We start from the raw sequence: 24,500 nt of genomic DNA, 5'->3' as shown, positions 1-24,500 counted from the left end.
GGGCGCTACTGGTAGGTGTCCAGGATGCGCAGCTTGCGTGAGGTCACGTAGCGGGCGTAGGCCTTGGCCCGCGCCTCCAGGTCGGCGGTGTGCATCGTCGTCGCCCCCGGGGTGACGAAGGGCTCCAGGTAGTCGGTGCCGATGATGACGCTGGTGGCCTGGAAGGGGCGCAGCACGTCGTTCATGGTGTAGCCGGAGGAGGCGGCGTCCCGATCGCGCCGACGCCGTCGGAACAGCACGTCGGTCACCGAACGGCGGGTGTCGAAGCGCCGGTAGTGTGCGGCCACGGCGCCGGCGGACACGGCCAGCAGCAGCTCCTTGCCCTGCAGGGCGTCTCCGTTGGTGCCGTAGGCCCATCCCCAGGTCAGGACGTCGTCCTCCCACTTCTTCAACAGCGGCGGACTGGAGTACCACTGGATCGGGAACTGAAGCACGATCCGATCGGTGCGTTCCAGCAAGTCCTGCTCGGCCTCGACGTCGAAGTTGAAGTCGGGGTACAGGGCGTACATGTCGCGGATCTCGACTCCTTCCAGTCCCTCCGCCGCCTGCGCCAGGCGCAGGTTGATGGTGGACTGGCTGAGATCGGGATGAAAGATGAAGATGGTGGTTTTCGCCATGGCATTCCTCAACAGGCGCGGGCGGGTCTGGTACCTCCAGTGGCCGGGTGCGGCGAGAGCCGACAAGAGTCGACCACCTCATCGCGGGCTTACGGGAAGGTAATGGCATGGTAACGGACTGGGGCGGGGTTATGCAGGCGCCCCGTCCGGTTCTGTGGTTGACACGACTTGCGGTGCTGGTTTCAGCACCGGTGCCAGCGCGGATAGCACGCCGACGCCGCAGCCGATCGCCAGCAGTGGCAGCAGTTGCCGCCAGGGGATCGCGAAGCCGCCAATTCCCTGGTCGGCCAGCACGGCTCCTCCCGCCCCGGCCAGCAGCAGTCCGGTCGCCGCGCCCAGGACCAGTCCGGCTACGCAGGCGAGAGTGAATTCACACAGGAGCTGCGCGGCCCGTTGCCCGCGGCCCTGCCCTACCGCTCGCATGAGCGCACTCTCACCCGTCCGCTCAGCGGCCGATGCCGCCAGGGCTCCGGCTGCGCACAGACCGGCGAGTGCGCTCACACAGATCAGCAACGTGGGCAGTACATCCAGTTGTGCAGCCGCCCGTCCGGGGACGGCCTCATCCGCCACGGTGGCGCGCAGTGAGACGGCGAGCGGCGCGCCCGCGCAGACCGCCGCAGTGGCGAGCAGCGGGGCCACCGCGATGGTGGCCGCACTGCGGGGTGTTGCCGTCATTTGCCGCAGCGCCAGCCGGCCGCTGGAACCGAGTCGCGCCGGCAGTCCCAATACGGCGACCAGCGCGCGCACCGCCTGCGGCAGTGCAATGAGCAGCCCGACGAGCAGCACTCCGGCCGCTGCCCACAGCACGCCGACGCGGTGAGGCAGGACATCCACGCGCCAGACCACGACGCTGCCAACCGCACCCACAACAAGCAACACTGCGCCGATGACGCCGCGTGCCGGCGGTGGCTGCTGCGGTTTGGAGGGCGCGGCCGGCGTCGTCCCCGGTGGGGCGGTGACTGCGCGTAAGGCGGGCGGCAGGGTGCCGACGAGCGTGGCCAGTAGGGCCGTGCCGACGGCGAGCTCCTGCGGCAGCAGCGCCTCGCCGGAGTCCCAGGTCGGCTTGAGGGCCGAGGCGAGTTCGGCGGTGAGCAGGCGCGGCGCCACGATGCTGCCGAGCAGGCCGAGCGCACTGCCCAACAGGCCGATGACGAGCGCCTGGAGGAGGATGGCCCCCGCCAACAGCGACGTGGACGCCCCGGTGGCCCGCAGGAGCGCGAACACCCCGGCGCGCCGACGCAGGCTCGTGCTGAACGCCTCGGCGACGATCAGCGCGAGCATGAGTCCCGTCAAGCCGCCGAGGCCCAGCACCAGTGCATTTGTGCCGGCCCGAGCCAACGAGTCGGCCTGTCCGCTTACCACCGATCCGCCGTCCCGGTCGGCGGCGACAAGCGCGAAGGCGCCGACCATGATGACCGTGGCCGCGGCGACGACCACGGCAAGCAGGAGAGCGGGACCGGGCCGCATGCGCACGCCGCGCCAGGCCGCCCGGATCACTGGTAGCCCCAGGGGTCGTTGCGGTCTGCGCCGTCCGCTCCGGCGCCGCCGGATCCGGCGGCCCGATGCGGCCGTCGCCCGGGTCGGGTCGGACGGTTGCCGGGGTCGTCCCAGTCGTGGGGGGCGGCGTCGTAGTCGCGTGCGGACCTTCCGGGGCGGGGGCGCTCACCGGGGTCGTCCCAGTCGTGGGGACGGTTACCGCGGGTGTGGGAGCGGGCGGATCCTCGAGCGCCGAGCGGTTGCGCCCAGGCCTCCTCCACCTGCGAGACTTCCCGCTCGACGTTGCCGACGCCGATGCTGGCGTTGGCTGTGTCGCCCAGATCGTGTAGAGCATCCAGGAGCCGATCCCGGTCCGGCTGGTTCATCTCGGCAACGATATTGCCGTCTTGCAGGAACAGGACGGTGTCCGCGTGGGCGGCCACGTCGGCGTTGTGAGTGGCGACGATGACGCTCTGCTCCAGTTCGTCGACCGCGGTGCGCAGGATGCGCAGGATCTGCGTGGCGGCCGGCGAGCCGAGGGAGCCGGTCGGCTCGTCGGCGAGCACCACCGCCGGAGCGCCGAGGAGTGCGCGGGCACTGGCCACTCGCTGGGCCATCTCCGGACTGAGCTCGTCGGGGCGGTAATCGAGACGGCCCCGCAGGCCGACGACGTCGACGATCCGGTCCAGGCGCGCGGTATCGATGGGCCGCCGGGCCAGCGTCAGCGGCAGGGTGATGTTCTCGACAACGCTCAGGGAGGGGACGAGGTTGTGGGACTGGAAGATCAGGCCGATCCGTTCACGCCGCAGGCGGGTCAGGCGCCGCTGGTTCAGCAGGGATATCTCTTCGTCGTCGAGGATGATCGTCCCCGAGGTGGGCGTCTCCAGGCCCGCCAGGCAGCGCAGCAGGGTCGTCTTGCCTGCGCCGGAGGGGCCCAGGATGGCGGTGAAGCGGCCTTGAGCGATATGCGCGTCCACCGACTCCAGGGCCGTGACCGCGCTCTCGCCGTCGCCGAAGAGCTTGGACAGGTTGCGGGCGGTTACCACCGGATCCCCGACCGGTCCGTGAGCCATCAGCCCCTCCGGGTGACGGCGGCTCATGCGTGTCTCGCGGCGGGGCGGCGTGGATGAGGTGCTCAGGTGACGCGCCTCGGGCGAGGAGGATTCCCCGGGTGCAACTGTGGTCATAACGGTAGTGTCACACGTAATCGCGCCGGGAGTGAAGCTTGCGCCCCGTGTGAATGTGTACGCCTACTCCCAGCCGAGCTCGTGCAGGCGGGCGTCGGAGATGCCGAAGTGGTGGCCGACCTCATGAATCACGGTTACCGCCACCTGCTCCACCAGTTCCTCCCGGCTGCGGCACCAGCGCTGCAGCGGGCCCTGGAAGATGAGGATGCGATCGGGCAGCGCCAGGGACCAGTCGGCGCCGCGCTCGGTCAGCGGCACGCCGTCGTACAGGCCCAGCAGGGTGGGGTGGCCGGCGGCGTCGTAGTCGCCGGGGCCGAGCATGTCCGCATCCGGTTCGTCCTGGACCAGCACCACCACGTTGTCCATTTCGGCGGCCAGTTCCTCCGGGATGGCGTCCAGGGCGTCGGCGACGGCGGACTCGAACTCGGCGTCGGACAGGCGGATCGGGGTCATGGGAACAGCCTGCCATGCGCCGGCCGGCGGCCGTTTGGGGGAGGCTGTCTGCGGGACTTCGACGGGCGGTGAGCAGAGTCACGCCCGTAAGATTTGCGCGGACGGGTCCCGCCCCAATACCGTACATCCCGGTTCAAGGCGCGACGACGCCAAGGGCACCGGGCCCCCATCGTCTAGCGGCCTAGGACCCCGCCCTTTCACGGCGGTAACACGGGTTCGAATCCCGTTGGGGGTACGATTCACGTAAGTGATGACATATTGGCCTCGTGGCGCAGTTGGTTAGCGCGCCGCCCTGTCACGGCGGAGGTCGCGGGTTCAAGTCCCGTCGAGGTCGCGGATGCGGGTCGCTCAGTCGGAAACGGCTGGGCGATCGCGCACCTCGGCTCTGTAGCTCAGTTGGTAGAGCGTTCGACTGAAAATCGAAAGGTCACCGGATCGACGCCGGTCGGAGCCACGGCGATGGCCCTCGGGACCCACAAGGTCCCGGGGGCTTCGCTCGTTTCTGGCCACGGTTGCGGTGGTTGCCATCATCGGCGTTCGGCGGTATGGGTGCCCCCGCAGTCCTGGTCGTTGAGGCCGCCGCCGCGCTGGAGCGGAGCGCGGCCAGGGGATCGACGTCGTCCCTGTGGACCTCACGTTGCCGCGCGTGTCCGGAGACGGCCCAGACTGGAAACCGCCGGGTGGAGTGGCATGCTGCCGCGCGTGTCCGGAGACGGCCTGCTGGCCCGGTTGCGTGAGCGCGCCGAGACCCACAACCTGCCGGTCGTTGTGGTATCCGTGAAGAGGCTCTTCTGGTTAGTGGGTGTGGGTGGTGTGGGGTGTGTACCCCGGGGGCCCCGCCGTGGGACGGAATGATGCTCCTATGGTTGTCAAAATCGATGACAAACGCCGCCTACGACCGCGAGAGCCGATCTGACACCCGCATGATTCCAACGTTCTGCCCGCGGCTGCTGCCGCCTCCTACCTCGTTTGTCATAGATCTGGACACTCCCTGCCTTCGCCCGCCGGAATATGCGCTAGCGGCAAGCTGCCCGGCGTCGACGGTGACCGGCGAGCAGGCCAGCATCCGACATCGCAGGTGCCAAACACCACGTCACGTCCCCCACTCCACTCCCCGAGTCGAACAAGCCCGTTTTGTCGCCGCGCTTCAGTGGAGCCCGGTCGTGGGGACCGGGAAGACGCAGCGGTGCGATCACCATGCGCGCGTTGCTGGTCCAGCCTCAGTGGAGCCCGGCCTTGGAGACCGGGAAGACCCAGCGCGGTCGACACCTACAGGGAGGCCCAATGAGCCTCAATGGAGCCTGGCCTTGGAGACCGGGAAGACGTCGACGAGCCGGGCATCGCAGCAGCTGCCGATCGGCCTCAATGGAGCCCGGCCTTGAAGACCGGGAAGACCTGCGCACTGCACCAATCGACCTCAACCAGCCGGCGCCGCCTCAATGGAGCCCGGCCTTGAAGACCGGGAAGACACGGTATCGCCGGCGTGGTCAATGCGACTCTCATGATGCCTCAATGGAGCCCGGTCGTGGAGACCGGGAAGACCGAGTGCCCATAGGACGGATACGCTTTTCGGTGGAGCGCCTCAATGGAGCCCGGTCGTGGAGACCGGGAAGACATGCGGATGATTGGTGCCGTAGGCCAGCGGTCGGACCGCCTCAATGGAGCCCGGTCGTGGAGATCGGGAAGACCCGTCCATCCCGTACTGCGCCCAGGTTGACGGAATGCCTCAATGGAGCCTGGTCGTGGAGACCGGGAAGACACCCGGGGAGTACGTACTCCGGAGGCTGGGAGTTCGCCTCAATGGAGCCCGGCCTTGGAGACCGGGAAGACTCGACCCCTTCGCCCAGGTCACCCCCACCGACCTCAGGCCTCAATGGAGCCCGGCCTTGGAGACCGGGAAGACGGGCGTGGTCAGGATTCACTGTGGACACTGGGCAGAGCCTCAATGGAGCCCGGCCTTGGAGACCGGGAAGACGGGATCGCGTGGCGAGCCCGCGCCTGCCGAGCTCGTGCCTCAATGGAGCCCGGTCGTGGAGACCGGGAAGACGCCCGCGCCGCTGAGCTACCCGGCTCAGGTCAACACGCCTCAATGGAGCCCGGTTGTGGAGACCGGGAAGACGCCTTGGAGCACAACAATGACTGACCCAATCCTCCAGCCTCAATGGAGCCCGGCCTTGGAGACCGGGAAGACGAAAACCCCAACACCCTCGGATTCATCACCTACCCCGCCTCAATGGAGCCCGGCCTTGGAGACCGGGAAGACGTGTCGCTGCGCCCGGACTTGCAGGAGGACCCGTCGCCTCAATGGAGCCCGGCCTTGGAGACCGGGAAGACTCGTTGAGGCTATGAGCCGAGCCAACTCCGGCGACGTGCCTCAATGGAGCCCGGTCGTGGAGACCGGGAAGACGTAGCTGACCGGAGAGATGTAGCGGCGACCAGCCTCGCCTCAATGGAGCCCGGTCGTGGAGACCGGGAAGACCGGCAGGCACCCATACGTGAGCACCTGAGATGAATCGCCTCAATGGAGCCCGGTCGTGGAGACCGGGAAGACCGCTTAGGGCCCTCGTCGACAAGGAGGCTGACGATGGCCTCAATGGAGCCCGGTCGTGGAGACCGGGAAGACCCGATGCGGACGCGACCTGTCCACCCTCACCTACGGGCCTCAATGGAGCCCGGTCGTGGAGACCGGGAAGACCAGTTCATTCCCAGCACGTGGGCGACCGCCGGCAAGCCTCAATGGAGCCCGGCCTTGGAGACCGGGAAGACCAGATGATGGAGTGGCAGCAGAACGACTACAAGATCGCCTCAATGGAGCCCGGCCTTGGAGACCGGGAAGACCTCCCCGGCCACTGTCGTGTTTGCGGGGCTGGTTCAGCCTCAATGGAGCCCGGCCTTGGAGACCGGGAAGACGCATGCGCGATCAGTTCAAGCTCACCCGTGCGTGGGGCCTCAATGGAGCCCGGCCTTGGAGACCGGGAAGACGGGCGCAGGGTCGTAGCGCCCAGTCCCCTGTCGAGTTGCCTCAATGGAGCCCGGTCGTGGAGACCGGGAAGACGATCTGGCCGAGTACGTGGCCCTGATGAGTAGCGAGCCTCAATGGAGCCCGGTCGTGGAGACCGGGAAGACCTAGGAGAAGCAATGAGCACCAACCCAACCCCGACGCCTCAATGGAGCCCGGTCGTGGAGACCGGGAAGACCAGTGGGCAGGCGTTCGACACCGTGTCTCTCGCGGAGCCTCAATGGAGCCCGGTCGTGGAGACCGGGAAGACCCGGATTCCCGCCTGCCACACGGCAGGCCATCATGGCCTCAATGGAGCCCGGTCGTGGAGACCGGGAAGACAATCGACGCCGTAAACACGACCGAGAAGGAGACAAGGCCTCAATGGAGCCCGGTCGTGGAGACCGGGAAGACATGACGGCCCTGACCGAGTCGCATCTGCAGATGTACGCGCCTCAATGGAGCCCGGTCGTGGAGACCGGGAAGACCACGCAGGCTCTCGTCGAGTACCTCGGGCAGGCAGAGCCTCAATGGAGCCCGGTCGTGGAGACCGGGAAGACCCGCACATACGACGCGGAGGAATTCGGCCAGCTGTTCGAAGGCCTCAATGGAGCCCGGTCGTGGAGACCGGGAAGACTTATGTTCCGCCGGAGCTCAGTACCGGCTCCATCTAGCCTCAATGGAGCCCGGTCGTGGAGACCGGGAAGACGCGCCGTCACGCTCACCGAGCTGGTCCTGATCCATCAGCCTCAATGGAGCCCGGTCGTGGAGACCGGGAAGACTCAGCATCGTCAGGATCGGACCCTGAGACTAGGAAGGCCTCAATGGAGCCCGGTCGTGGAGACCGGGAAGACCGGCGATGGGTTACGACTACACCGAGTATCAGCCTGCCTCAATGGAGCCCGGTCGTGGAGACCGGGAAGACGCCCTGAACGATCTTCGTGACCGCGTTGCCGTTCAGCCTCAATGGAGCCCGGTCGTGGAGACCGGGAAGACCTCCCTGCTAGCCACGCGGCCGCCAATCTCGACAATGCCTCAATGGAGCCCGGTCGTGGAGACCGGGAAGACGCCAAGCAAGGGACGTGTACGTTACCGGAGACTAGGCCTCAATGGAGCCCGGTCGTGGAGACCGGGAAGACGACTGGCTACTTCGCGCAGCAAGCCGCCGACGGCCTGCCTCAATGGAGCCCGGTCGTGGAGACCGGGAAGACAGCTCGCTAATTTTGCCGCAGCATGCCAAGGATTGTACCTGATCTCGCGAGCGCTGCCGTTGAAACGCATGACTCAGCCACGGTGCCCTGCTCGGCGAATGGTAAGAAAACCGCGTCATGCCGCGAACTCGAGCGCTTCCCAGGGAATCGGTCGGCACCGGAGCGCTCGCACGCAGTCGGCGTCCTTCGGTTCGGTGAGCCTGCGTGTTGGTTGACGAGCATGAGATGTTCCTCCTCGAACTCGCAGTGCCTACACGCGCCAGGTTACCCTCATCGAAACAGGTTCAACCGATCTCAGTGATGCGGGGACGCTGCGGCACGGCGGTTTGTCAGCGGGAGCGCCAGGAGCGCAGGCCGGCCTCGCCTGCGGCGATCGCGCCGAACAGGGCGCCCGCAATCGGCCAGATCATCCAGGTGATGCCCCAGTCGGAGGAGATGAAGGACCAGGCGAGGTAGATGACTACACAGCCGATCCAGTATGGCCCGGCGATCGCCTCAATGAACGGGTTCTCCTCGGGGTTGCGCCAGGTGGGTGCGGCGTCGGCGGGACGGCCCTCCTCGGTGACGGTCGTATGCGTCATGGACGCCCATGTGGTCGGCAGGAAGATCCGCAGACCGGCCGCGACCATGAACAGGGTGAGGACTAGACCCAGCGGCGGCCCGGAGCGGTCGGCTGACTCCTGGAATAGGATGCCTGCCCCCACGGTGGGGATTGGAGCCATGATCCACAGGGCGACGGCGATGCTCAGCGCCCGCGACCGCACTCCCTCGTGCTCCAGCCGCAGTCTCGCGGTCCAAGCGGAGACGACCGGATTACGCGTGAACTTTCCGTCCGTCAGGTGGGTGAGGCCGGTGAAGGCCCGGTGGCGGCGTATCAGCACGGATACCGCGAGCGCCACTAGGACAAGCGTCAGAACGAGTCCGAGCGTTGAAGCCTGGTCCTCGTTCAGGGGGATGAGACCCAGGCCGTCGTTCCGCGACAGACCGGGGAGCAGGAACAGCGGCACCGCCGCCAGCACGCACAGGGCGACGCCATTGCCGAGCAGGGTGCCGGTGGTGCGACGCGCCTCGGCCAGTGCCTGCGCCTCCGGCAGCGTGATGACGGGGTACTCCGACGACGTCGTGCCGGGCGTGGTCGGGGTGCCGGTGTCGCTGCTGCTCGCGGCGCCGTGCTCGCCAGCAGCGGTCGTCCCGGCCTCGGCGCCACGGATATCGGGAAGGATGCCGAGCACGGGCGCCAGTTCCTCCAGATTGCCGAAGTCGGTGATCACCGACCCGACCGCCTCGTTGTGTGACTTCCCGGAGGCGATGGCGTCGGCGTAGGCGTCCTCCATCATGGCGTGGAGCTCCTGCTTGGCCTCCAACAGGCGCGGGGTGGCTGGGTAGGGGGCGAACATGGCCTCGAGAAAAGTGTCGATGGTGTCCATCATGGGCTCCTTGTCTGCTTGGAGGGGGCGGGTGATTCGCGCCTTTACGGGCGGTCGGTGGATCAGGGCTCAGCGGAGGAGGGGTGAGCGGAGGCGTACAGGGCGAAGCGGTCGATGAGGGCCTTGGTGTCCTCCCACTCGGCGAGCTTGTCGTTCAGGTGGGTACGTCCGGCGTCCGTGAGGCGGTAGTAGGTGCGGGGCTTGCCCGACTCGCTGGTGTCCGCGAAGGAGGAGACCAGTCCCGCCGACTCCAGGCGTTTGAGTGCGGAGTACAGCGTGGTCTGCTTGATCGTGTACTGCCCCTGTGCCACCTCGGCGATGGTCTTGGCGAGCTCGTAGGCGTAGGAGGGACGGTCGCGCAACAGTGTGAGCGCGATCAGGTCGATGTAGCCGCGGATGGCGTCGGCGCTGATCATGGCGACGATCTCCGGGGTCGTGCGGCCGCGGGGGGCCGATCGAGGGTTGCGACGGTGTCCATACGTCCAACGTACTACGGCAGACGTAGTACGTCTAGTGGTCTATTGCTGGCTGTTCCTCTCTTACGCCTACCCTGAAGCCGTGAGCGCAGCGCAGCACGTCCCCGGATTCCTCCCCTCCTACCCGCCCAACGACGACCCCGCCACCCTGCGGCTGATCTGGCCCCAATGGCAGGGTGCCGGCTATGGCAACGCCGGCGCGCTCGTCCCGGAACTCCCGGCGCCGGTCGCCCGTCGCGGCTACATGGCCGGCGCCCGTGCCCTGGCCGCCCTGCTCCCGCCCGCCGCCGGCCCCACCGCGACGGTCCCCGTCGATCTGACCGAGCTCGCCGGCCCGGACGGCCCCGAGGGCTCCACCGGCGGCATCGAATCGCGCAGCGCCATCCTGGCCGGCATCGACGCCGCCGTGCGGACCATCGACTCCCACCCGGGCGTCGAGCGCATCCTCACCATCGGCGGCGAGTGCTCCGTCTCCGTCGCCCCATTCGCCTGGCTCGCCAACAAGTACGGCGACGACCTCGCCGTGGTCTGGATCGACTCCCACCCCGACGTCGACACCCCCGACACCGGCTACGACGGCTACCACGCCATGGCCGTAACCGCCCTGGCCGGCAGGGGCGATGCCGAGGTCCTGTCACATCTGCCGTCCCGCATCGACCCCTCCCGCATCGCCTGGGCCGGCCTGCACGAGTGGGAGCCCGACTGCGACGAGCACGTGTCGAGCTGGGGCATTACCGCCTTCGGGCCGGATGATCTGCGCGTGGACACCCGCCCCCTCATCGACTGGCTCCACGCCACCGGCGCCTCCCGCCTGGCTATCCACTTCGACGTCGACACGATCGACGCCGACGAGGTCGCCCTCGGTCTCGGGCGGGTATCCGGCGGGCTCACTGCCGCCCAGGTGCACCGCCTGATTGCCGACCTCGGCGAGGCGGCCGACGTCGTCGGGCTGACGGTGGCCGAGTACCTTCCCCGCGAGCTGCTCGCCCTGGGATCCGTCCTCGCGGGGCTACCGCTGGTCACCGGTTGACGGTGGCGCGGCCGACGCCCGAGTGGTCGGAACCGCAGTGATGTGAATGACGACCATGTCCCGGACCTGCACAGCTCGGGCACAGCGCCGGGCCCTAGTCTTGGGCACATGGTCATCGCACCCGCTGCACTAGCCGCACCAGCACGCGCCCTCACAGCCCTGACCGCGGTCCTGAGTGCCGATAACCCCAGCGATTCCGCCACCTCCTCGGCCACCGAAGGTGCTGCCGACGCCGCCGAGGCGGTCGTGGAGGCCACCGCCGACGTATTCGCGCTGGCCTGGCGGGCGGGTATTGGGGTGCTCATCGGCATTGCGCTGGTACTCATACTCGTCGTCGTCCTGCGCGCCATGGGGCAGCGTCGGGCGCTGTACGCCGAGCTGATCCGCTTCTGCCGCAACCCCATGTACGTGCTGGCGGCGCTGATCGGAGCCTTCGTCGGCGGGCAGATCGCCTTCTTCGACCTCTCCCAGCCGGACTGGGCGCAGTTCGTGCTCCACGCCCTGGTGATCGGCATCATCCTGTCCGCCACCTGGGTGGTGGTGGGAGTGGCCAAGGCGGTGGAGTCCTCCATCGTAATCGGGGTGCGCGCCCACGGCGACGTCGACCGCACCAAGCGCATCACCACTCAGGCGCAGGTGCTGCGGCGCGTAGCGGAGTTCATCATCGTGATCTGCGGGCTCGTCGGCGCCGCCATGACCTTCCCCTCGGCGCGTGTGGCCATGGCCTCCCTGCTGGCCTCCGCCGGACTGGTCTCGGTCGTTGCCGGCCTGGCCGCCCAGTCGACCCTGGGCAATCTCTTCGCCGGCATCCAGCTGGCCACCACCGACGCCATCCGCGTGGACGACGTCGTGGTGGTCAACGACGAGCAGGGCTTCATCGAGGAGATCACCCTGACCTACGTGGTGGTGCGCGTGTGGGACGGGCGGCGCCTGATCTTCCCCTCCACCTACTTCACTCAGAACCCCTTCGCCAACTGGTCGCGCCGCGGCAGTCAGCTGACCGGTACCTTCACCATCGACCTGGACTGGCGCGCGCCGGTGGCGGCCCTGCGCGCCGAGGTGGAACGGATCCTGTCCGGTTCGTCCGTGTGGGACGGGCGGGTCGCCTCCGTGGACGTCACCGATACCTCCGCGGGTACCGTCACCGTGCGGGTGGCCGTCTCCGGCGCCAATAACGCCGACGTGTTCACCCTCCAGTGCCAGCTGCGCGAGGAGCTGGTCGCCTGGCTGCAGCGGGAGGCCCCCTACGCCCTGCCGCGCACCCGCGTGGAGGTCGACAACGTGGACGTCGCCCACGACCCCACGCCGGAGAAGGTGGCGCGCCTGGCCGAGGAGCTCGTCACCCTGCAAAAACCGAACGCCGACGGCGTTGAGCCGGTGGGGGAGGCCACGGCCGTGCAGCGTCCCATAGCGGACGACCCGATCGAGGCCGCACGCCTGCGCGCCGTCGCCAAGGGGCGGGCGAAGCTCCGCCGCGCCCGCCGGGACAAGGTGCGGCGTCGGCGCATACTCGCCCGGGATGCGGCGCAGGGCGGTGCCGTCGCCGATGGCTCCGACATGCCCGCCCGCCCGGCGGTGGACACCGGCGAGGCGACCGGCGTCATCTCCACCCAGGAACAGCAGGCCTACCTGGACGCGAACCCGCCCGCCACCGGCAAGCTCGGCATCGGCAAGTCCAGCACGGATGCCGACGAGGCCGACGACTGACCGTTGAAGACGCCAGAATGTCCATCGGTGCCCATTTTGGCAGAGGGACGCAATACGGCCGCTGGCGGAAACCGCTTGATATGGCGGAAAAGGCCGAGTGGTGCGGCGGTCGTAGGGCGTGGTGCGCGTCAAAGTGGGCACCGATGGACCTTTTCCGCCGCAGTGTTGTGCGGAGTCGATGTCAACGGCGACTCATATAGGCGTTCACCACCCGCTGGGCCAGATCGGTCCCCTCCAGTTCGCGCAGCAGCTCCAGGTGCGGGAATGGGATCGTCTCGCCGTCGCCCCGGTAGCGGGTGATCCGCGCCTGCGCATCGAAGGCGGGCCGATGCGGCATGACGCCGTCCCTCACGAAGCCGAGCCAGTCCCGCTGCGTGACGGCCATCGCCCGGCGGTTGTCGTCGGTGATGGGGATGCGCATGCGATCCAGGTTGCCGAAGAAGATCGCTACTTCCGCGCCGTGGTAGGCGCAGCGCAGCCCCCGGTAGAGGTTCGGGACGTACTCGAAGCGGTAGCCGTAGACCGTGGTGTGGGCCGATAGTCGTTCCATCAGGTTCAGTGCCGCGCTGTGAAAAACCAGCAGCTCCATCATCTTGATCTGCAGATCCGGCAGGTCCGTGGACTCCGGGCGCAGGGCGTCGGCGATGGGGGCGGCCCAGCGGCCGTATAGGCGCGTGGTGGTGCGGTCGAACTCCTCCGGGGTCTTGGCGATCCCCATGCGCCGATACCACATGGGGATCTCAATCATGGAGAACTCGTCGCTGGTGGAGCCCACCAGCACCGCCACATGCGGGAAAGCGCCCTCGCGCAGTACGTCGCGCGGATCGACCTTGAAGAAGGGCTGATCCATGGTGGTGGACAGGGTCATGGTGGGCTGTGCCAGCCGCAGCAAGCGGCTCAGCGGCGCGGCGGCCAACTCCCGGTAATCGCGCAGGTGGTTGTCCGCCAGCAGGCGGGCGAAGGCGTCCCGCTCGGCGTCGGGGTCCAGCGGCTGCGGGGTGGCGCGCTGTCCGCTGCACAGGATGAGGCGGTGGAACAGGTCGCGGTTATCCGGGTTGAGTGCCTGGTAGAGGGCGTACTGGGCGCCGCCGCAGTGGCCCATCAGGGTGATCCGCTCGGGGTCGCCGCCGAGGGCGGAGATGTTGTCCTTGATCCAGCGCAACGCAGCCTGCTGGTCCAGCAGGGCGCGGTCGCAGCTGATCCGGTCGCCGTCGACCACGTGCAGGTGTCCCAGCACTCCGATCCGGTAGGTGACGGTGACCACCACAATGCCCTGCGCGGCCAGGTGGGTGCCGTCGTAGATGGGGAGCGTGCCCGAGCCGCAGTCACCGCCGTGGATGAATACGAGCACCGGCTTGGGGGTGTCCGAACCGGAGGTCCAGACGTTAACGCGCAGTGCGTCCTCGCTCTGAATGTCGTGGCGCGGCTGCCATTCGGGGCGCAGCTGAAAATGACGCAGGAACAGGTTCATGAAGCCCGGCATGAGTCGCTGGGGGAAGCAATGTCCGCGCCCGGAGTTGACGACGCCGTCGCCCGGGTCGGTTGTCACTGGCTCCGGCGCCCGGAAGCGCTCTGCGTGGGCGTAGGGGATGCCGAGGATGCGGTAAACCGGGGTGTTGGTCGGGCCGACCCTTTCGGCTCGGAGTGTTCCGATCGCGGTGTGGACCAGCATGACTGTGTTCCTCCTCTTGCGCGGCGGCCAGGGTCCGCCGCCGGGTCTGTGCCGGCCGGCGCGTGTGCGTGGCCCTGCCGATCACCTCGGACCTCTCCTCAATGAGCTTCCACAGCTGGATAACGACGCTATCCAACGTAGTGAGGTATGTCAACCCTAATTAATACGTGTATGGGGCCGTGCGGCTAAGGGCAAAAAGAGGAGGGCGTGGGTGGCCGTCGGGTGTGGGGGATCCGAGCTAGACGAGCGTCGGTGGTATTCCCGCTGACACGCCTTGTTCAGGTGAGACTATCCACGCCGGTGCGGGGTTGTCGGCCCGCTGCGGCCGGGCCAGTATGGCGCCATGACCGCCAACGAAAACACGAGTTCTGGTCCGCGCCTCGACCCCGCTGCCGTCGCGCGCACCGACGCCGAGTGGCGGGCCGCGCTCAGCCCGCTGGAGTACCACGTGCTGCGCGAGGCCGGCACCGAGCGCCCCTACACGGGGGAACTGCTCGACGAGCATCGCGAGGGCATTTATCGGTGCCGTGCCTGCGGGGCGGAGCTGTTCCGGTCCACCACCAAGTTCGACTCTCACTGCGGCTGGCCCTCCTTCTACGACCCGTCCCACACCGACGCCGTGGTGCTGTCCACGGACACCTCGCACGGCATGGTGCGCACCGAGGTTCGCTGCGCGGCCTGCAACAGTCACCTCGGGCACGTCTTCGACGACGCCCCCAGCACTCCTACCGGCCAGCGCTACTGCATGAACTCCGTTAGCCTGAGCTTCGAGCCCGACCTGGACTCCGCCGAGGCCTAGACCCGGCCCGGGGAGCGCCTACACCGCGGCTCGATACCGGTAGCGCCAATAGGAGGCCCAACGTGCTGCGTGTGCTGACTCTGAACCTGCAACACGGTCAGCCCGGCGTCGGCGCGGGCGACGGGACCGCTGTCAGCGGGTCACTGGCCGGCGCCGACATCCACGACCCCGCCACCGCCCGCGCCGTGCTGGCGGCCTTGGCGGAGGAGATCGCCGAGCTCGCCCCCGACGTGGTCGCCTTACAAGAGGTGGACCTCGGCCAGGCCCGCTCCGGACGGCTGGACCAGGCGACAACCCTGGCCGAGCTGCTCGGGTGGCGCTACCGCCGTTTCGCCGCCGCCTACGCGGGCCCCGTCGCCGGGCTGCGCCGTCGCCCATTGCGCACCGCCCTGACCGGCCCCGGCGACGACGTGCTCGGTCCCGCCCGTGCCTGGCTCGGCCAGGGGCCGGTCGGCTTCGGGAACGCGTTGTTGAGCCGGTACCCCGTCACCGTCTGGCGGGTGATGCGGTTGGGGCGCGGTCCGGCCACCCTCCTGCGCCGTGGCAGTCCGGTCGACCCGCGCTCCTATCGTCTATTCACCGCCACCGCCCGCAATCTGCTGGTCGGTCGCCTGGAGCCGCCGGAGGGGGTGCTGCCCGGCGTCGACGCGCTCAATCTGGGCGTCACTCATCTGGCCACCCGCGCCGACACCGCCGCAAGGCAACTCGCCGCGGCCTGGTCCGGACTCGCCGCCCTCCCCGGCCCCCACCTACTGGCCGGCGACCTCAACCTGCCCGCCGATCAGATCGCGGCCCTCGGGGTGGCGCGGATGCTCGGCGACGGGCCCACCTTCCCCGCCGCCCGCCCCGTTCGCCGCATCGACCACTTCCTCACCGACCCGGGGTCCGCCGCCAACGGCCCGTCGCCGACGGCGAGCGAAACCGCCGTCCCGGAGGCGGCCGCGTCCGGTGGCGGTCTGCCGGTCGGGCCCCGGCTGCACGCCGTCGCCGCCGGCACTCACAGCTTCGTCGTCTCCGACCATGCCGGCACCTGGATCGACCTCGAGGCCGCGGTTTAAAGCGCATAAGGTGGGGGCGTGTCGGATGTCATCGGGGGCTTGGCGGTCTTCGCCGTCGTCATCGCGGTGGGCTGGGTGCTGGTGCGTACCGGGGCCGTGCCCGTGGGATCCGACACCGTCCTGACCCGACTGTGCTTCTTCGCCGCCACCCCCGCCCTGCTCATCACCACCCTCGCCGGCGCCGACCTTGCGGCCGTCACCTCCCTGGGCACCGCCGTCGCCATCGGGGCTGAACTGCTGGGGCTGGTGACCGCCTGGTGCGTGCACCGCTGCCTGCTGCACCGGCCGGTGGCCGAGGCGATGCTCGGGGCGCTCGCCTCCGCCTACGTCAACGCCGCCAATCTGGGCATACCGGTGCTGGTACTGGTGCTCGGCGACGCCACCGCGGTCGCCCCGATCCTGCTGCTGCAACTGCTGGTACTCACGCCGCTCGCCTTCACCGTGCTGGATGCCGTGACCCGCCGCGGCAGTCCCTCCCGCTTCGCCACCTACACCCTGCCGCTGCGCAACCCGCTGGTGCTCGCCGTGCTGGTCGGCGTCCTGGTCAACCTCAGCGGCTTTGACCTGGATGCCGCCCTGCGCGGGCACCTCGCCGAGTTGCTCGACACGCTGGGGCGGATCGCCGTGCCGCTGATGATGCTCTCGCTGGGCATGAGCCTGGCCGCCTCCCGGCTGCGGCCGCCGCAGAACGTGGCCGGCGCGCCGAAGTCCGGCCGGGCCGGTGGCGCTGAAGGGACGGGTGGAGCGGTGCCCCGCGTCGTCAACGTGCCGCCCGAGCCGGTGCACGACGCCGCCAGCCGCACCGCTCTGCGTTGGGCCGTGGCTTGGAAGCTGCTGGTCGTGCCCGGCCTGGCCGTGGGGCTGGGGCTGGTGGCCGGGCTGCACGGCTCCGCGCTGTTGATGCCGGTGACGACGGCGTCATTGCCGACGGCGCAGAACGTGTTCATGTACGCCTCCCGCTACGGGGTGGCCAAGCCGCTCGCCCGCGACGCCGTGCTGCTCACGACGGCGGGATTCGTGCCGGTGGTGCTGCTCGCCGCGGCGGTGCTGTGAGCCGCCAACGGGGTCGATGGCGGCGCGCAGCTAGGTGAGGGTGCCGAGCTCGGAGACCTCGGGCGATACCTACAACTGCCAGCGGATGACTAGGGGAGACAATGCGGTTCAGGGGTAACGAGGTCAAAGGAGGCCACCATGAAACAACCCGTCGAGCATCTGGTGCTTATGGGCGTCGCAGGCTGCGGAAAGACCACTGCCGCGGCCAATCTCCATGCCGCGTTGGGCTGGCCAGTGGCCGAGGCGGATGATTTCCACCCACAGGCGAACATCGACAAGATGTCCCAGGGCGTGCCGCTGACCGACGCCGACCGCCGCCCCTGGCTGGACTCCCTACGCGACTGGATGAGCGAGCAGGCGGCCAGTGGCACAAAGACCGTCGTCACCTGCTCCGCACTGAAACGGGCCTACCGGGACCTGCTCTCCCAGGCGGACGGGCGCGTCCTCTTCATCCACCTGGTCGCCGAGCAGGATGAGCTGCGCGAACGCATGGAGCACCGAGAGGGGCACTTCATGCCCCCGAGCCTCCTGCCATCGCAATTCGCCACCCTCGAGCCCCTGGCCGACGACGAGGACGGCGTCACCGTGGTCTCGCGTGCCACCCCCGAAGAGACCTTCGGAGCGATCCTTGCCGCGCTCGAGGCCGCCGCGCCGGCCTGACCGTGGGGCAGACCTTCAAGACCTGGTCGCTCATGGAGACGATCCTGTCGGTAACGGCAATGCTGGTCATCGCGCTGGTCGCCCTGCTTATCGGGGTGCTGTAGCGGGCAAACCCGGCGCCATCGTGCGCAGGCGTCAGGGTGCCGCCCCGCCCGGTCTTCATGACCGGGCGGGGCGTTCTTGTTGGCGTCGGCCGGTTATCGGGTTCTTCGTGTTTGTGGGTGTGGTGGGGTGGTTCTGTTTTGTGTCCGTTGGGGTGTTCCTCTGCCCTAGTCGTTGCGGCGTGACTGGGAGTATTGGACATGGTCACTTCGGCTAGTGTCTCTTGTCCTCGGTCTGCGGGCCGTGGGTGCGTCAGGCATGGCAGGGCGGGTCCGCGGTGTGGTGTAGGGGTCGCTGGGGGTGGGGGATGGCGGTAGGTGGTGTATGGCGTGTGGCAGGTGGTGTTGGGTACGCCTGTTCGGCGTCTGGTGCGCCTCTTGGGTGTTTGTTGAAGGGCTCAGGACCCTTCAACAGACGCCGAACAGGCGTAGTAGAGCACCAACCGGAGTAGTAGACGGCTCTCGGCACTGCCACCGCACGCGACGCCCGCGCACCGACTGCCACATCAGTACTAACCACCACACCCCAAAACACGAAGAGCCGCTTAACCACTACGTCCACGCCGATAACCCGCGGCGGCCGGAGCAGGCCCACCCGGTCCTCAGGATTCATTGAGGTTCGGACTGGAAGGTGTGCATTTCCTGGAGTTCGTACCGGAATGACGTGGGAAGGTGACGGGAAAAGCATGTGTGGGCGGTTGCTTTAACGCATCCGGGGGAGAGCGGTCTCACAGCGGGGAATTCCTGGTGTATGTTGATTCCAGGCGTTTAGGGCGCCGGTACTCCACGCGGTGATTGCGGCGTTGAGTGCATCGTTTCGCACTAGATGAAGGGAATGCGTCATGGGTGAGCTCATTGGAATGGTCGTATTCGGTGGCATTATCGGTGCCCTGGCCAGGCTCATTATGCGGGGTGACCAGAATCTGTCGATCCTGTGGACCATCGTGCTGGGGGCCGTGGGCGCACTGGTTGGTGGCTGGCTCGCGGGGGCGCTCGGCGTGGACGCAACCCCAGGTATCGACTGGATCCGCTGGCTCCTGTCGCTGATCGCCGCCATGATCGCGATCTACATCTACCTGGCCGTTGCGCGCAGGCGGTGAGGCGCGGGCGTGGCGAGGCGGCATGTGGGCCCCTCGCCACGCCGCGTGCCGGCATTCAATTGCGTGGCCCGGGTAATCGAGGTCATTGCTAGTCCGCATATGGCTGCGCGCCAGAATAGGGCAGGCCAACATTTTCTGTCCGCTTCACCGGGCGGTCGCACTGGTTGCAGCTGACCGGAATACTGGGTGACGGGACGCTGTACATAAGGAGGAGGGAACGGTGCGGTCAGTGATTACTGCCGTTGTCGCGAATATAATCGGTGTGCTGCTCGCCGTGCTCGCGTTGACGCTCCTCGAAGGGGCCATCGAGCTACTAGCGGAGGGTGGCGCCGACGTCGCGGTGGTGCCCTTCCTGATTCCGGCCGCAGGGGTGGTCGCGCTGGCGTCGGTCATCGCGCTGCTGATAGCTCGCCGGCTCTGGTCGTAGTCGCCGGGCCCTCTCCCGGTGCCGCGCGCACGGTGGCCTCGGCGACGGATGTTTCGCACTTTGGGGCGTGATGGCGGGGAGTATGCGGGTGCGGCAGCGGCATCTCGCTGGTGCCCCCCGTGGGGCTCGAACCCACGACCTTCGGATTAAAAGTCCGCAGCTCTGACCAACTGAGCTAGAGGGGCGCGCCCCCGGCCGGGAGTAGAACCCTGACGCGGTCGGCGCCGTCAGCATAGCCGATTCCGCAGCCGCCCCCTGCCGGCGAGCTGTGCGCGCGATCGGGCCCGGCCGCACCTACGAACTTGCCGCCCTACTGGTCGGTGAGCCGTGCGTGCGCCATCGGTTCCAGGAAGCGCCTGCGGCAGGCACGTGGGCTGCCCGTGCGTGCGTTGTTCACCACGCGCGCCGGGTGCCACTCACGCTTCCGCTCACCCATGCGGGACAATGCCACCAGCAACGCGAACCGGGCTACTCGCCGTCGACGCGCCGCCGAAACGGCCAACCCGGCAAACACCCGCGGATCACAAGGAGTTCCTATGGCTCGCCAGTTCCATCGCCCCGCCCGACTCGACCCCGAAGCGGCCGAGAACATCGAGGGCAGCGACGACCCCGCCGTCGCCTCCGAACTCGCCCACCGCGCCGCCCAGGCCCTGATCGGCGGCTTCCCCGAGGACGCACCCGAGACCGACGCCTCCGTCGAGCTGATCACCCGCGCCGGCGTGGTAGCCGCCGTCGCCGGCCACGGAGTCGACGCCGTAGCCGAGCTGTGGGCGGACTCCCCGGCAACCACCCTGCCGGGCACGCTCTGGCGGCTGTTTCTCGTGCGCGAGTGGATCCGCCGCGACCCGGAGCTGGTTGAGCGGCGCTACGCCACCGTCGTGGACCTGACCGCCATCACTAGCGAGGCCGCGGCCGCCGCCGCGCGCGTCCGCCTCGACGCGGCCCTGGTCGATGCCCGCCCGGCCCCCGCCCCGGAGGATGTACGTGCTGCCCTGGACGACGTCCTCGCGGGTGGCCTTGCGGGTTCCGTGCCCGCGCTCGTACCCATCCTGACCACCACGTCCGGCTTCCTGCGGGCCCTGGCCGCCGGCTCTAGCCCGGTCTGGATCGACGACGACGCCGACGAGCTGGCACACCGCGTCACCCGCCGCGAATCCGCGCTGCTGGCCACCGCCGACGAACTGGCCGAGGCGGCCCGCCGTGCCGACGTCGGTCTGCTGGACTGAGATTGCCCGACATTGTGCGGGCCCGCACGAACTTCTCCCGCAGGCGCCTGCCGCAGATCCCGGCGCCGGGCGTCGGCGCTCTCCGCACGGGGTTCCTCGGCGCGGTTCACGGCCCGCTGCCGGCCTAGACGTGGGACGATTTCCCCATGACGACGCCCGACCCCGAAGCGACCCCCTCCACGAACTCCGCGCCGCTGGCCTCCTTCCTGGGCGGCTGGGCACGCGCGCAGGCCCGGCATGCCGCCGACCCGGGTTCCTCTCCGGTCAGTCCCGAGGAGGCCGATACGCTCGCCGCGGCCTCGGCGCCGTCTGCGGATGCGGGCGACGCCGAGGCGTTGTCCCAGGACGACCTGGACATCATTGAGGATCACGTCATTGAGGCGGCCGATCCTCGCGACTTCGTCGACGATGACGCCGGCCCCCAGTACGAGGACGAGGACTTCGACGAGGATGCCCCCGCTGCCGAGGGCAATCGGGGCGATGACACCGGTATAACCCCGGTCTCGCCCCCCGACGCCAACGAGCAGACCGGCTTCTTCGACGCCGCGGATCCCACGCCGCTGCCCGAGGCCGAGTCCGCCACCGCACACACCTCCACGGATGCCGCGGCCGGACCGGATGCCGCCGGTGACGTCGTCGTCGACGACCCCGAAGCCGACCTGCCGCCGCTGGACTCCTTCACCGACCGCTTCACCGACCGTGAACTCACCTGGCTGGACTTCAACCAGCGGGTCCTGGAGCAGGCCGAGGACCAAGACCTGCAGCTGCTGGAGCGCGCCTGGTTCACCGCAATCTTCTCCTCCAACCTCGACGAGTTCTACATGGTGCGTGTGGCCGGGTTGATGCGCCGCATCAAGGCCGGCATCACACCCGTGCGTGCCTCCGGTCTGGACGCCCACCAGGTTGTCGCCGCCATCACCGAGCGCACCAAGGAGCTCATGGCCAGGCAGGCGGCCCTGTTCCAGGATGACATCCGTCCCAAGCTCGCCGAGCACAACATTGAGATCCTCGACTGGGAACAGCTTGAGCCCGAGCAGGCCGAGAAGATCACTCGCTACTTCCGTCACCAGATCTTCCCCGTGCTCACTCCGCTGGCCGTGGACCCCTCTCACCCCTTCCCCTATATCTCTGGTCTGTCACTGAACCTGGCGGTGCTGCTGCGCAACCCCCGCTCCGGCAAGGAGCACTTCGCCCGCGTCAAGGTGCCGCAGTCGCTGCCGCGCCTGATCACCGTGCCCGGGCGGGAGCTCGACCCCAAGAACAAGCAGGCCGGCACCGCCTTCATCCCGATCGAGATCGTCATCGCCCGGCACCTGGACCACCTGTTCCCGGGGATGGACATCCTCGAGCACCACCTGTTCCGGGTGACCCGCAACGAGAACCTCGAGGTGGAGGAGGACGACGCCGAGAACCTCCTGACCGCCATGGAGAAGGAGCTGGAGCGCCGTCGCTTCGGCGCCAGTGTGCGCCTGGAGGTGGAGGACACCATCAGCCCCTTCGTGCGCCGCTACCTGGTGCGCGCCTTGAACCTGCACGACGACGACGTCTTCGAGCTGCCGGCGCCGCTGGACCTGACCAGCCTCAACCAGCTGCACGACCTGGACCTCCCCGAACTGAAGTACCCGCGGTTCGTGCCGGTGACCGCCGCCGGCCTGGCCCCCCAGGAGTCCAGCACTCCGGGGGACATCTTCGCGGCCATGCGCGAGCACGACGTGCTGCTGCACCACCCCTATGACTCCTTCTCCACCTCCGTGCAGGAGTTCGTCTCGCAAGCGGCGGCCGACCCCAAGGTGCTGGCCATCAAGCAGACCCTGTACCGCACCAGCGGCGACTCCCCGATCGTCGACGCCCTGATTGAGGCCGCCGAGGCCGGCAAGCAGGTGGTGGCGATCGTGGAGATCAAGGCCCGTTTCGATGAGGAGAACAACATCTCCTGGGCCCGCAAACTGGAGCGCGCCGGCGTGCACGTCGTGTACGGCATGGTGGGGCTCAAGACCCACTGCAAACTGCTGCTGGTGGTGCGCCAGGAGTCCGACGGTCTGCGCCGCTACTGCCACGTCGGCACCGGGAACTACCACCCCAAGACCGCCCGCGGGTACGAGGACCTGGGCCTGCTCACTTGCGACCGCGACGTCGCCCAGGACCTGACCACCCTGTTCAACCAGTTGTCCGGCTACGCTCCGCGCGCCCGCTTCCGCCGCCTGCTGGTGGCGCCCCGCACCGTGCGCGACGGGCTAATCGAACGCATCGAACGCGAGATCGCCAACAAGCGGGCCGGCAAGCCCGCCTGGATCCGCATCAAGGTCAACTCGATCATCGACGAGGCCTGCATCGACGCCCTGTACCGGGCCAGCCGGGCCGGCGTCGACGTCGACATCGTGGTGCGCGGCATCTGCGGCCTGCGCGCCGGCGTGCCCGGGCTCAGCGACAACATCCGGGTCCGCTCGATCCTGGGCCGCTACCTGGAGCACTCCCGCATTTACGCCTTCTGCAACGACGGCGAGACCGACCTGTTCATCGGCTCGGCGGACCTGATGCACCGCAACCTCGACCGCCGCGTGGAGGCGCTGGTGCGCATCACCGATCCGGTGATGATCGCCCAGCTCGAGTGGCTGGTCACCCACGCCGCCTCCGACGCGGTCTCCTCCTGGTGGCTGGAGCCCGATGGCAGCTGGACCCGGCACACCCACGACGCCGAGGGCAATCGGCTGGAGGACATCCAGACCACGCTCATGACCCGGGCGCGTTCGCGTCTGCGGAGCGGGCACTGACAGCGGGAATCTCCGGAAATGGCAGATAAGTCCAAAACAGAAGCGGTGATCCGGGCGGCGGGTGCCCTGGTGTGGCGTGAGACGAACGGACACCTGGAGATTCTTCTGGTACACCGTCCCCGCTACGACGACTGGTCCTTCCCCAAGGGCAAGGTGGAGCCGGGGGAGTCGGTGCGCACCTGCGCGGTGCGCGAGGTGGCCGAGGAGACCGGCATCCAGGTCGCCCTCGGGCAGCCGCTGGACACGGTGCGCTACAAGCTGCCCGACGGCGCCCGCAAGGAGGTCCGCTACTGGGCCGGTCGCGAGCTCTCCGGCGACTCTCCGGCCCTGCGCGCCCGCACACCGGTGAGCCCGGCCGATGCGGCGGAGATCGACGACGTCGAATGGGTGCGCTCGAAGAAGGCCCGCACGTTGCTCACTCACCCGGCTGACCGGGATCTGCTCGGTTCCCTGGTGGACCTGTGGGAAGACGGCAAGCTCGACACCTGGACTTTCGTACTGGTGCGCCATGCCCGCGCGGTCAAGCGCTCGGTGTGGAACCGACCCAAGGAGCGGGACGCGGAGACCGACGAGGCGACTCGTCCGCTGACCAAGGACCAGGGGGAGGTGCGCGCCCGGGCGCTGGTGCCGGTGCTGGCCGCCTACGGCGTCGCCCAGGTGATCACCAGCCCGTGGCGGCGCTGCTACGACACCGTCGCCCCGTACACGCAGGCGGCCGGCCTGGAGCTGGTGACCGAGCCGGCGCTGACGGAGGCGGCGCACGCCGCCAAGCCGAAGGCCGCCCGTAAGGTGGTTTCCAAGGTGCTGCGTCGGCGCGACGTGCCGGTGGCCGTGTGCACGCACCGCCCGGTGCTGCCGACCGTCATGGAGGCGATCTCGGACTATGCGCCCGGCAAGCTTCTGCGCTCGGTTCCGGACCGGGACCCGTGGCTGAAGACCGGGGAGATCATGGTGGTGCACATGGCGCGCCGTCCGCGCGGCAAGATCCGCGCCGTGGCCATTGAGAAGCAGCGCCCGGTGCTTTCCGAGGGCCGCTGACGGCGTCCTGCTC

The 24,500-nt window shown here is 68.6% G+C and carries 18 protein-coding genes, 4 tRNA genes and 1 CRISPR repeat array; of the genes, 14 read left to right on the top strand and 8 right to left on the bottom strand.

What is annotated here, in order from left to right; genetic code table 11:
- Positions 1-5: 5 nt before the first annotated feature.
- From ACGLYG10_RS09750 to ACGLYG10_RS09735, 4 genes are all read right to left on the bottom strand, one after another.
- Positions 6-617: an NAD(P)H-dependent oxidoreductase gene (locus tag ACGLYG10_RS09750; protein ID WP_073331086.1), complete on the bottom strand. Its 612-nt coding sequence runs from the start codon at positions 615-617 to the stop codon at positions 6-8.
- Between the two features lie 129 nt (positions 618-746).
- Positions 747-2,084 (bottom strand): FtsX-like permease family protein, encoded by a 1,338-nt coding sequence (locus ACGLYG10_RS09745; protein WP_139240943.1) that lies wholly within the window; start codon positions 2,082-2,084, stop codon positions 747-749.
- Positions 2,085-2,110: 26 nt separating this feature from the next.
- Positions 2,111-3,280, bottom strand: coding sequence for an ABC transporter ATP-binding protein (locus ACGLYG10_RS09740; protein WP_244542645.1), 1,170 nt, complete (start codon positions 3,278-3,280; stop codon positions 2,111-2,113).
- 63 nt (positions 3,281-3,343) lie between these two features.
- Entirely contained in the window at positions 3,344-3,733 is a 390-nt protein-coding gene (locus ACGLYG10_RS09735; protein ID WP_073331078.1) for a metallopeptidase family protein, read from the bottom strand.
- A gap of 162 nt (positions 3,734-3,895) precedes the next feature.
- On the opposite strand from ACGLYG10_RS09735, the gene ACGLYG10_RS09730 reads away from it, so the two are divergent.
- The 3 genes from ACGLYG10_RS09730 to ACGLYG10_RS09720 all read left to right on the top strand — a co-directional run bounded on the left by ACGLYG10_RS09730 (position 3,896) and on the right by ACGLYG10_RS09720 (position 4,187).
- Positions 3,896-3,968: transfer RNA gene (locus ACGLYG10_RS09730), tRNA-Glu, on the top strand.
- A 25-nt stretch (positions 3,969-3,993) separates the two neighbouring features.
- A tRNA-Asp gene (locus ACGLYG10_RS09725) sits at positions 3,994-4,067 on the top strand.
- A gap of 47 nt (positions 4,068-4,114) precedes the next feature.
- A tRNA-Phe gene (locus ACGLYG10_RS09720) sits at positions 4,115-4,187 on the top strand.
- A 690-nt stretch (positions 4,188-4,877) separates the two neighbouring features.
- Positions 4,878-7,942: a CRISPR direct-repeat array (repeat unit 36 nt; unit sequence GCCTCAATGGAGCCCGGTCGTGGAGACCGGGAAGAC).
- A gap of 329 nt (positions 7,943-8,271) precedes the next feature.
- Here ACGLYG10_RS09720 and ACGLYG10_RS09715 read toward each other — a convergent pair.
- A complete protein-coding gene (locus ACGLYG10_RS09715; RefSeq protein WP_073331075.1) occupies positions 8,272-9,372 on the bottom strand; it encodes a permease prefix domain 1-containing protein in 1,101 nt (366 codons plus the stop codon).
- A 59-nt stretch (positions 9,373-9,431) separates the two neighbouring features.
- Positions 9,432-9,785, bottom strand: a complete 354-nt coding sequence (locus ACGLYG10_RS09710; RefSeq protein ID WP_073331072.1) for a PadR family transcriptional regulator — start codon at positions 9,783-9,785, stop codon at positions 9,432-9,434.
- 142 nt (positions 9,786-9,927) lie between these two features.
- On the opposite strand from ACGLYG10_RS09710, the gene ACGLYG10_RS09705 reads away from it, so the two are divergent.
- Positions 9,928-10,875 carry an arginase family protein gene (locus ACGLYG10_RS09705; protein ID WP_244542644.1) on the top strand — a complete coding sequence of 316 codons (948 nt, stop codon included), beginning with the start codon at positions 9,928-9,930 and terminating at the stop codon, positions 10,873-10,875.
- Positions 10,876-10,983: 108 nt separating this feature from the next.
- Positions 10,984-12,582 carry a mechanosensitive ion channel family protein gene (locus ACGLYG10_RS09700; protein WP_073331068.1) on the top strand — a complete coding sequence of 533 codons (1,599 nt, stop codon included), beginning with the start codon at positions 10,984-10,986 and terminating at the stop codon, positions 12,580-12,582.
- Between the two features lie 181 nt (positions 12,583-12,763).
- Here the strand turns inward: ACGLYG10_RS09700 and ACGLYG10_RS09695 are convergent, their stop codons facing one another.
- Positions 12,764-14,254, bottom strand: coding sequence for an alpha/beta fold hydrolase (locus ACGLYG10_RS09695; protein WP_073331065.1), 1,491 nt, complete (start codon positions 14,252-14,254; stop codon positions 12,764-12,766).
- 343 nt (positions 14,255-14,597) lie between these two features.
- Here ACGLYG10_RS09695 and msrB point away from each other — a divergent pair, with 343 nt between their 5' ends.
- From msrB to ACGLYG10_RS09665, 6 genes are all read left to right on the top strand, one after another.
- On the top strand, positions 14,598-15,053 hold the full coding sequence (msrB, locus tag ACGLYG10_RS09690; RefSeq protein WP_073331062.1) for a peptide-methionine (R)-S-oxide reductase MsrB: 456 nt from the start codon (positions 14,598-14,600) through the stop codon (positions 15,051-15,053).
- Between the two features lie 62 nt (positions 15,054-15,115).
- On the top strand, positions 15,116-16,111 hold the full coding sequence (locus ACGLYG10_RS09685; RefSeq protein ID WP_073331059.1) for an endonuclease/exonuclease/phosphatase family protein: 996 nt from the start codon (positions 15,116-15,118) through the stop codon (positions 16,109-16,111).
- A gap of 18 nt (positions 16,112-16,129) precedes the next feature.
- Positions 16,130-17,164 carry an AEC family transporter gene (locus ACGLYG10_RS09680; protein ID WP_073331056.1) on the top strand — a complete coding sequence of 345 codons (1,035 nt, stop codon included), beginning with the start codon at positions 16,130-16,132 and terminating at the stop codon, positions 17,162-17,164.
- A 138-nt stretch (positions 17,165-17,302) separates the two neighbouring features.
- A complete protein-coding gene (locus tag ACGLYG10_RS09675; protein ID WP_073331053.1) occupies positions 17,303-17,824 on the top strand; it encodes a gluconokinase in 522 nt (173 codons plus the stop codon).
- A 943-nt stretch (positions 17,825-18,767) separates the two neighbouring features.
- Positions 18,768-19,025 (top strand): GlsB/YeaQ/YmgE family stress response membrane protein, encoded by a 258-nt coding sequence (locus ACGLYG10_RS09670; protein ID WP_073331050.1) that lies wholly within the window; start codon positions 18,768-18,770, stop codon positions 19,023-19,025.
- A 229-nt stretch (positions 19,026-19,254) separates the two neighbouring features.
- Positions 19,255-19,452 (top strand): hypothetical protein, encoded by a 198-nt coding sequence (locus ACGLYG10_RS09665; protein WP_073331047.1) that lies wholly within the window; start codon positions 19,255-19,257, stop codon positions 19,450-19,452.
- 108 nt (positions 19,453-19,560) lie between these two features.
- On the opposite strand, the gene ACGLYG10_RS09660 is transcribed toward ACGLYG10_RS09665, so the two are convergent.
- Positions 19,561-19,637, bottom strand: a tRNA-Lys gene (locus tag ACGLYG10_RS09660).
- A gap of 351 nt (positions 19,638-19,988) precedes the next feature.
- Here ACGLYG10_RS09660 and ACGLYG10_RS09655 point away from each other — a divergent pair.
- The 3 genes from ACGLYG10_RS09655 (at position 19,989) to ACGLYG10_RS09645 (ending at position 24,487) form a co-directional block, all read left to right on the top strand.
- Positions 19,989-20,678 carry a hypothetical protein gene (locus ACGLYG10_RS09655; RefSeq protein WP_073331044.1) on the top strand — a complete coding sequence of 230 codons (690 nt, stop codon included), beginning with the start codon at positions 19,989-19,991 and terminating at the stop codon, positions 20,676-20,678.
- A 146-nt stretch (positions 20,679-20,824) separates the two neighbouring features.
- Entirely contained in the window at positions 20,825-23,449 is a 2,625-nt protein-coding gene (locus tag ACGLYG10_RS09650) for an RNA degradosome polyphosphate kinase (protein ID WP_073331041.1), read from the top strand.
- Positions 23,450-23,467: 18 nt separating this feature from the next.
- Complete coding sequence (locus ACGLYG10_RS09645) at positions 23,468-24,487, top strand: NUDIX hydrolase (RefSeq protein ID WP_073331039.1); 1,020 nt, start codon at positions 23,468-23,470, stop codon at positions 24,485-24,487.
- Positions 24,488-24,500 lie beyond the last annotated feature (13 nt).

The organism is Actinomyces glycerinitolerans (assembly GCF_900098745.1).
GTDB classification, from domain to species: domain Bacteria; phylum Actinomycetota; class Actinomycetes; order Actinomycetales; family Actinomycetaceae; genus Actinomyces; species Actinomyces glycerinitolerans.
The sequence above is the reverse complement of the archived record's forward strand: the minus strand, read 5'-3'. Positions and strand labels throughout refer to the sequence as shown.

What these genes read in the sequence shown, in the direction of transcription:
- ACGLYG10_RS09750 (WP_073331086.1), bottom strand. Translation starts at nt 617, where the DNA reads ATGGCGAAAACCACCATCTTCATCTTTCATCCCGATCTCAGCCAGTCC.
- ACGLYG10_RS09745 (WP_139240943.1), bottom strand. Translation starts at nt 2,084, where the DNA reads ATGCGGCCCGGTCCCGCTCTCCTGCTTGCCGTGGTCGTCGCCGCGGCC.
- ACGLYG10_RS09740 (WP_244542645.1), bottom strand. Translation starts at nt 3,280, where the DNA reads ATGACCACAGTTGCACCCGGGGAATCCTCCTCGCCCGAGGCGCGTCAC.
- ACGLYG10_RS09735 (WP_073331078.1), bottom strand. Translation starts at nt 3,733, where the DNA reads ATGACCCCGATCCGCCTGTCCGACGCCGAGTTCGAGTCCGCCGTCGCC.
- ACGLYG10_RS09715 (WP_073331075.1), bottom strand. Translation starts at nt 9,372, where the DNA reads ATGATGGACACCATCGACACTTTTCTCGAGGCCATGTTCGCCCCCTAC.
- ACGLYG10_RS09710 (WP_073331072.1), bottom strand. Translation starts at nt 9,785, where the DNA reads ATGATCAGCGCCGACGCCATCCGCGGCTACATCGACCTGATCGCGCTC.
- ACGLYG10_RS09700 (WP_073331068.1), top strand. Translation starts at nt 10,984, where the DNA reads ATGGTCATCGCACCCGCTGCACTAGCCGCACCAGCACGCGCCCTCACA.
- ACGLYG10_RS09695 (WP_073331065.1), bottom strand. Translation starts at nt 14,254, where the DNA reads ATGCTGGTCCACACCGCGATCGGAACACTCCGAGCCGAAAGGGTCGGC.
- msrB (WP_073331062.1), top strand. Translation starts at nt 14,598, where the DNA reads ATGACCGCCAACGAAAACACGAGTTCTGGTCCGCGCCTCGACCCCGCT.
- ACGLYG10_RS09675 (WP_073331053.1), top strand. Translation starts at nt 17,303, where the DNA reads ATGAAACAACCCGTCGAGCATCTGGTGCTTATGGGCGTCGCAGGCTGC.
- ACGLYG10_RS09670 (WP_073331050.1), top strand. Translation starts at nt 18,768, where the DNA reads ATGGGTGAGCTCATTGGAATGGTCGTATTCGGTGGCATTATCGGTGCC.
- ACGLYG10_RS09655 (WP_073331044.1), top strand. Translation starts at nt 19,989, where the DNA reads ATGGCTCGCCAGTTCCATCGCCCCGCCCGACTCGACCCCGAAGCGGCC.
- ACGLYG10_RS09650 (WP_073331041.1), top strand. Translation starts at nt 20,825, where the DNA reads ATGACGACGCCCGACCCCGAAGCGACCCCCTCCACGAACTCCGCGCCG.
- ACGLYG10_RS09645 (WP_073331039.1), top strand. Translation starts at nt 23,468, where the DNA reads ATGGCAGATAAGTCCAAAACAGAAGCGGTGATCCGGGCGGCGGGTGCC.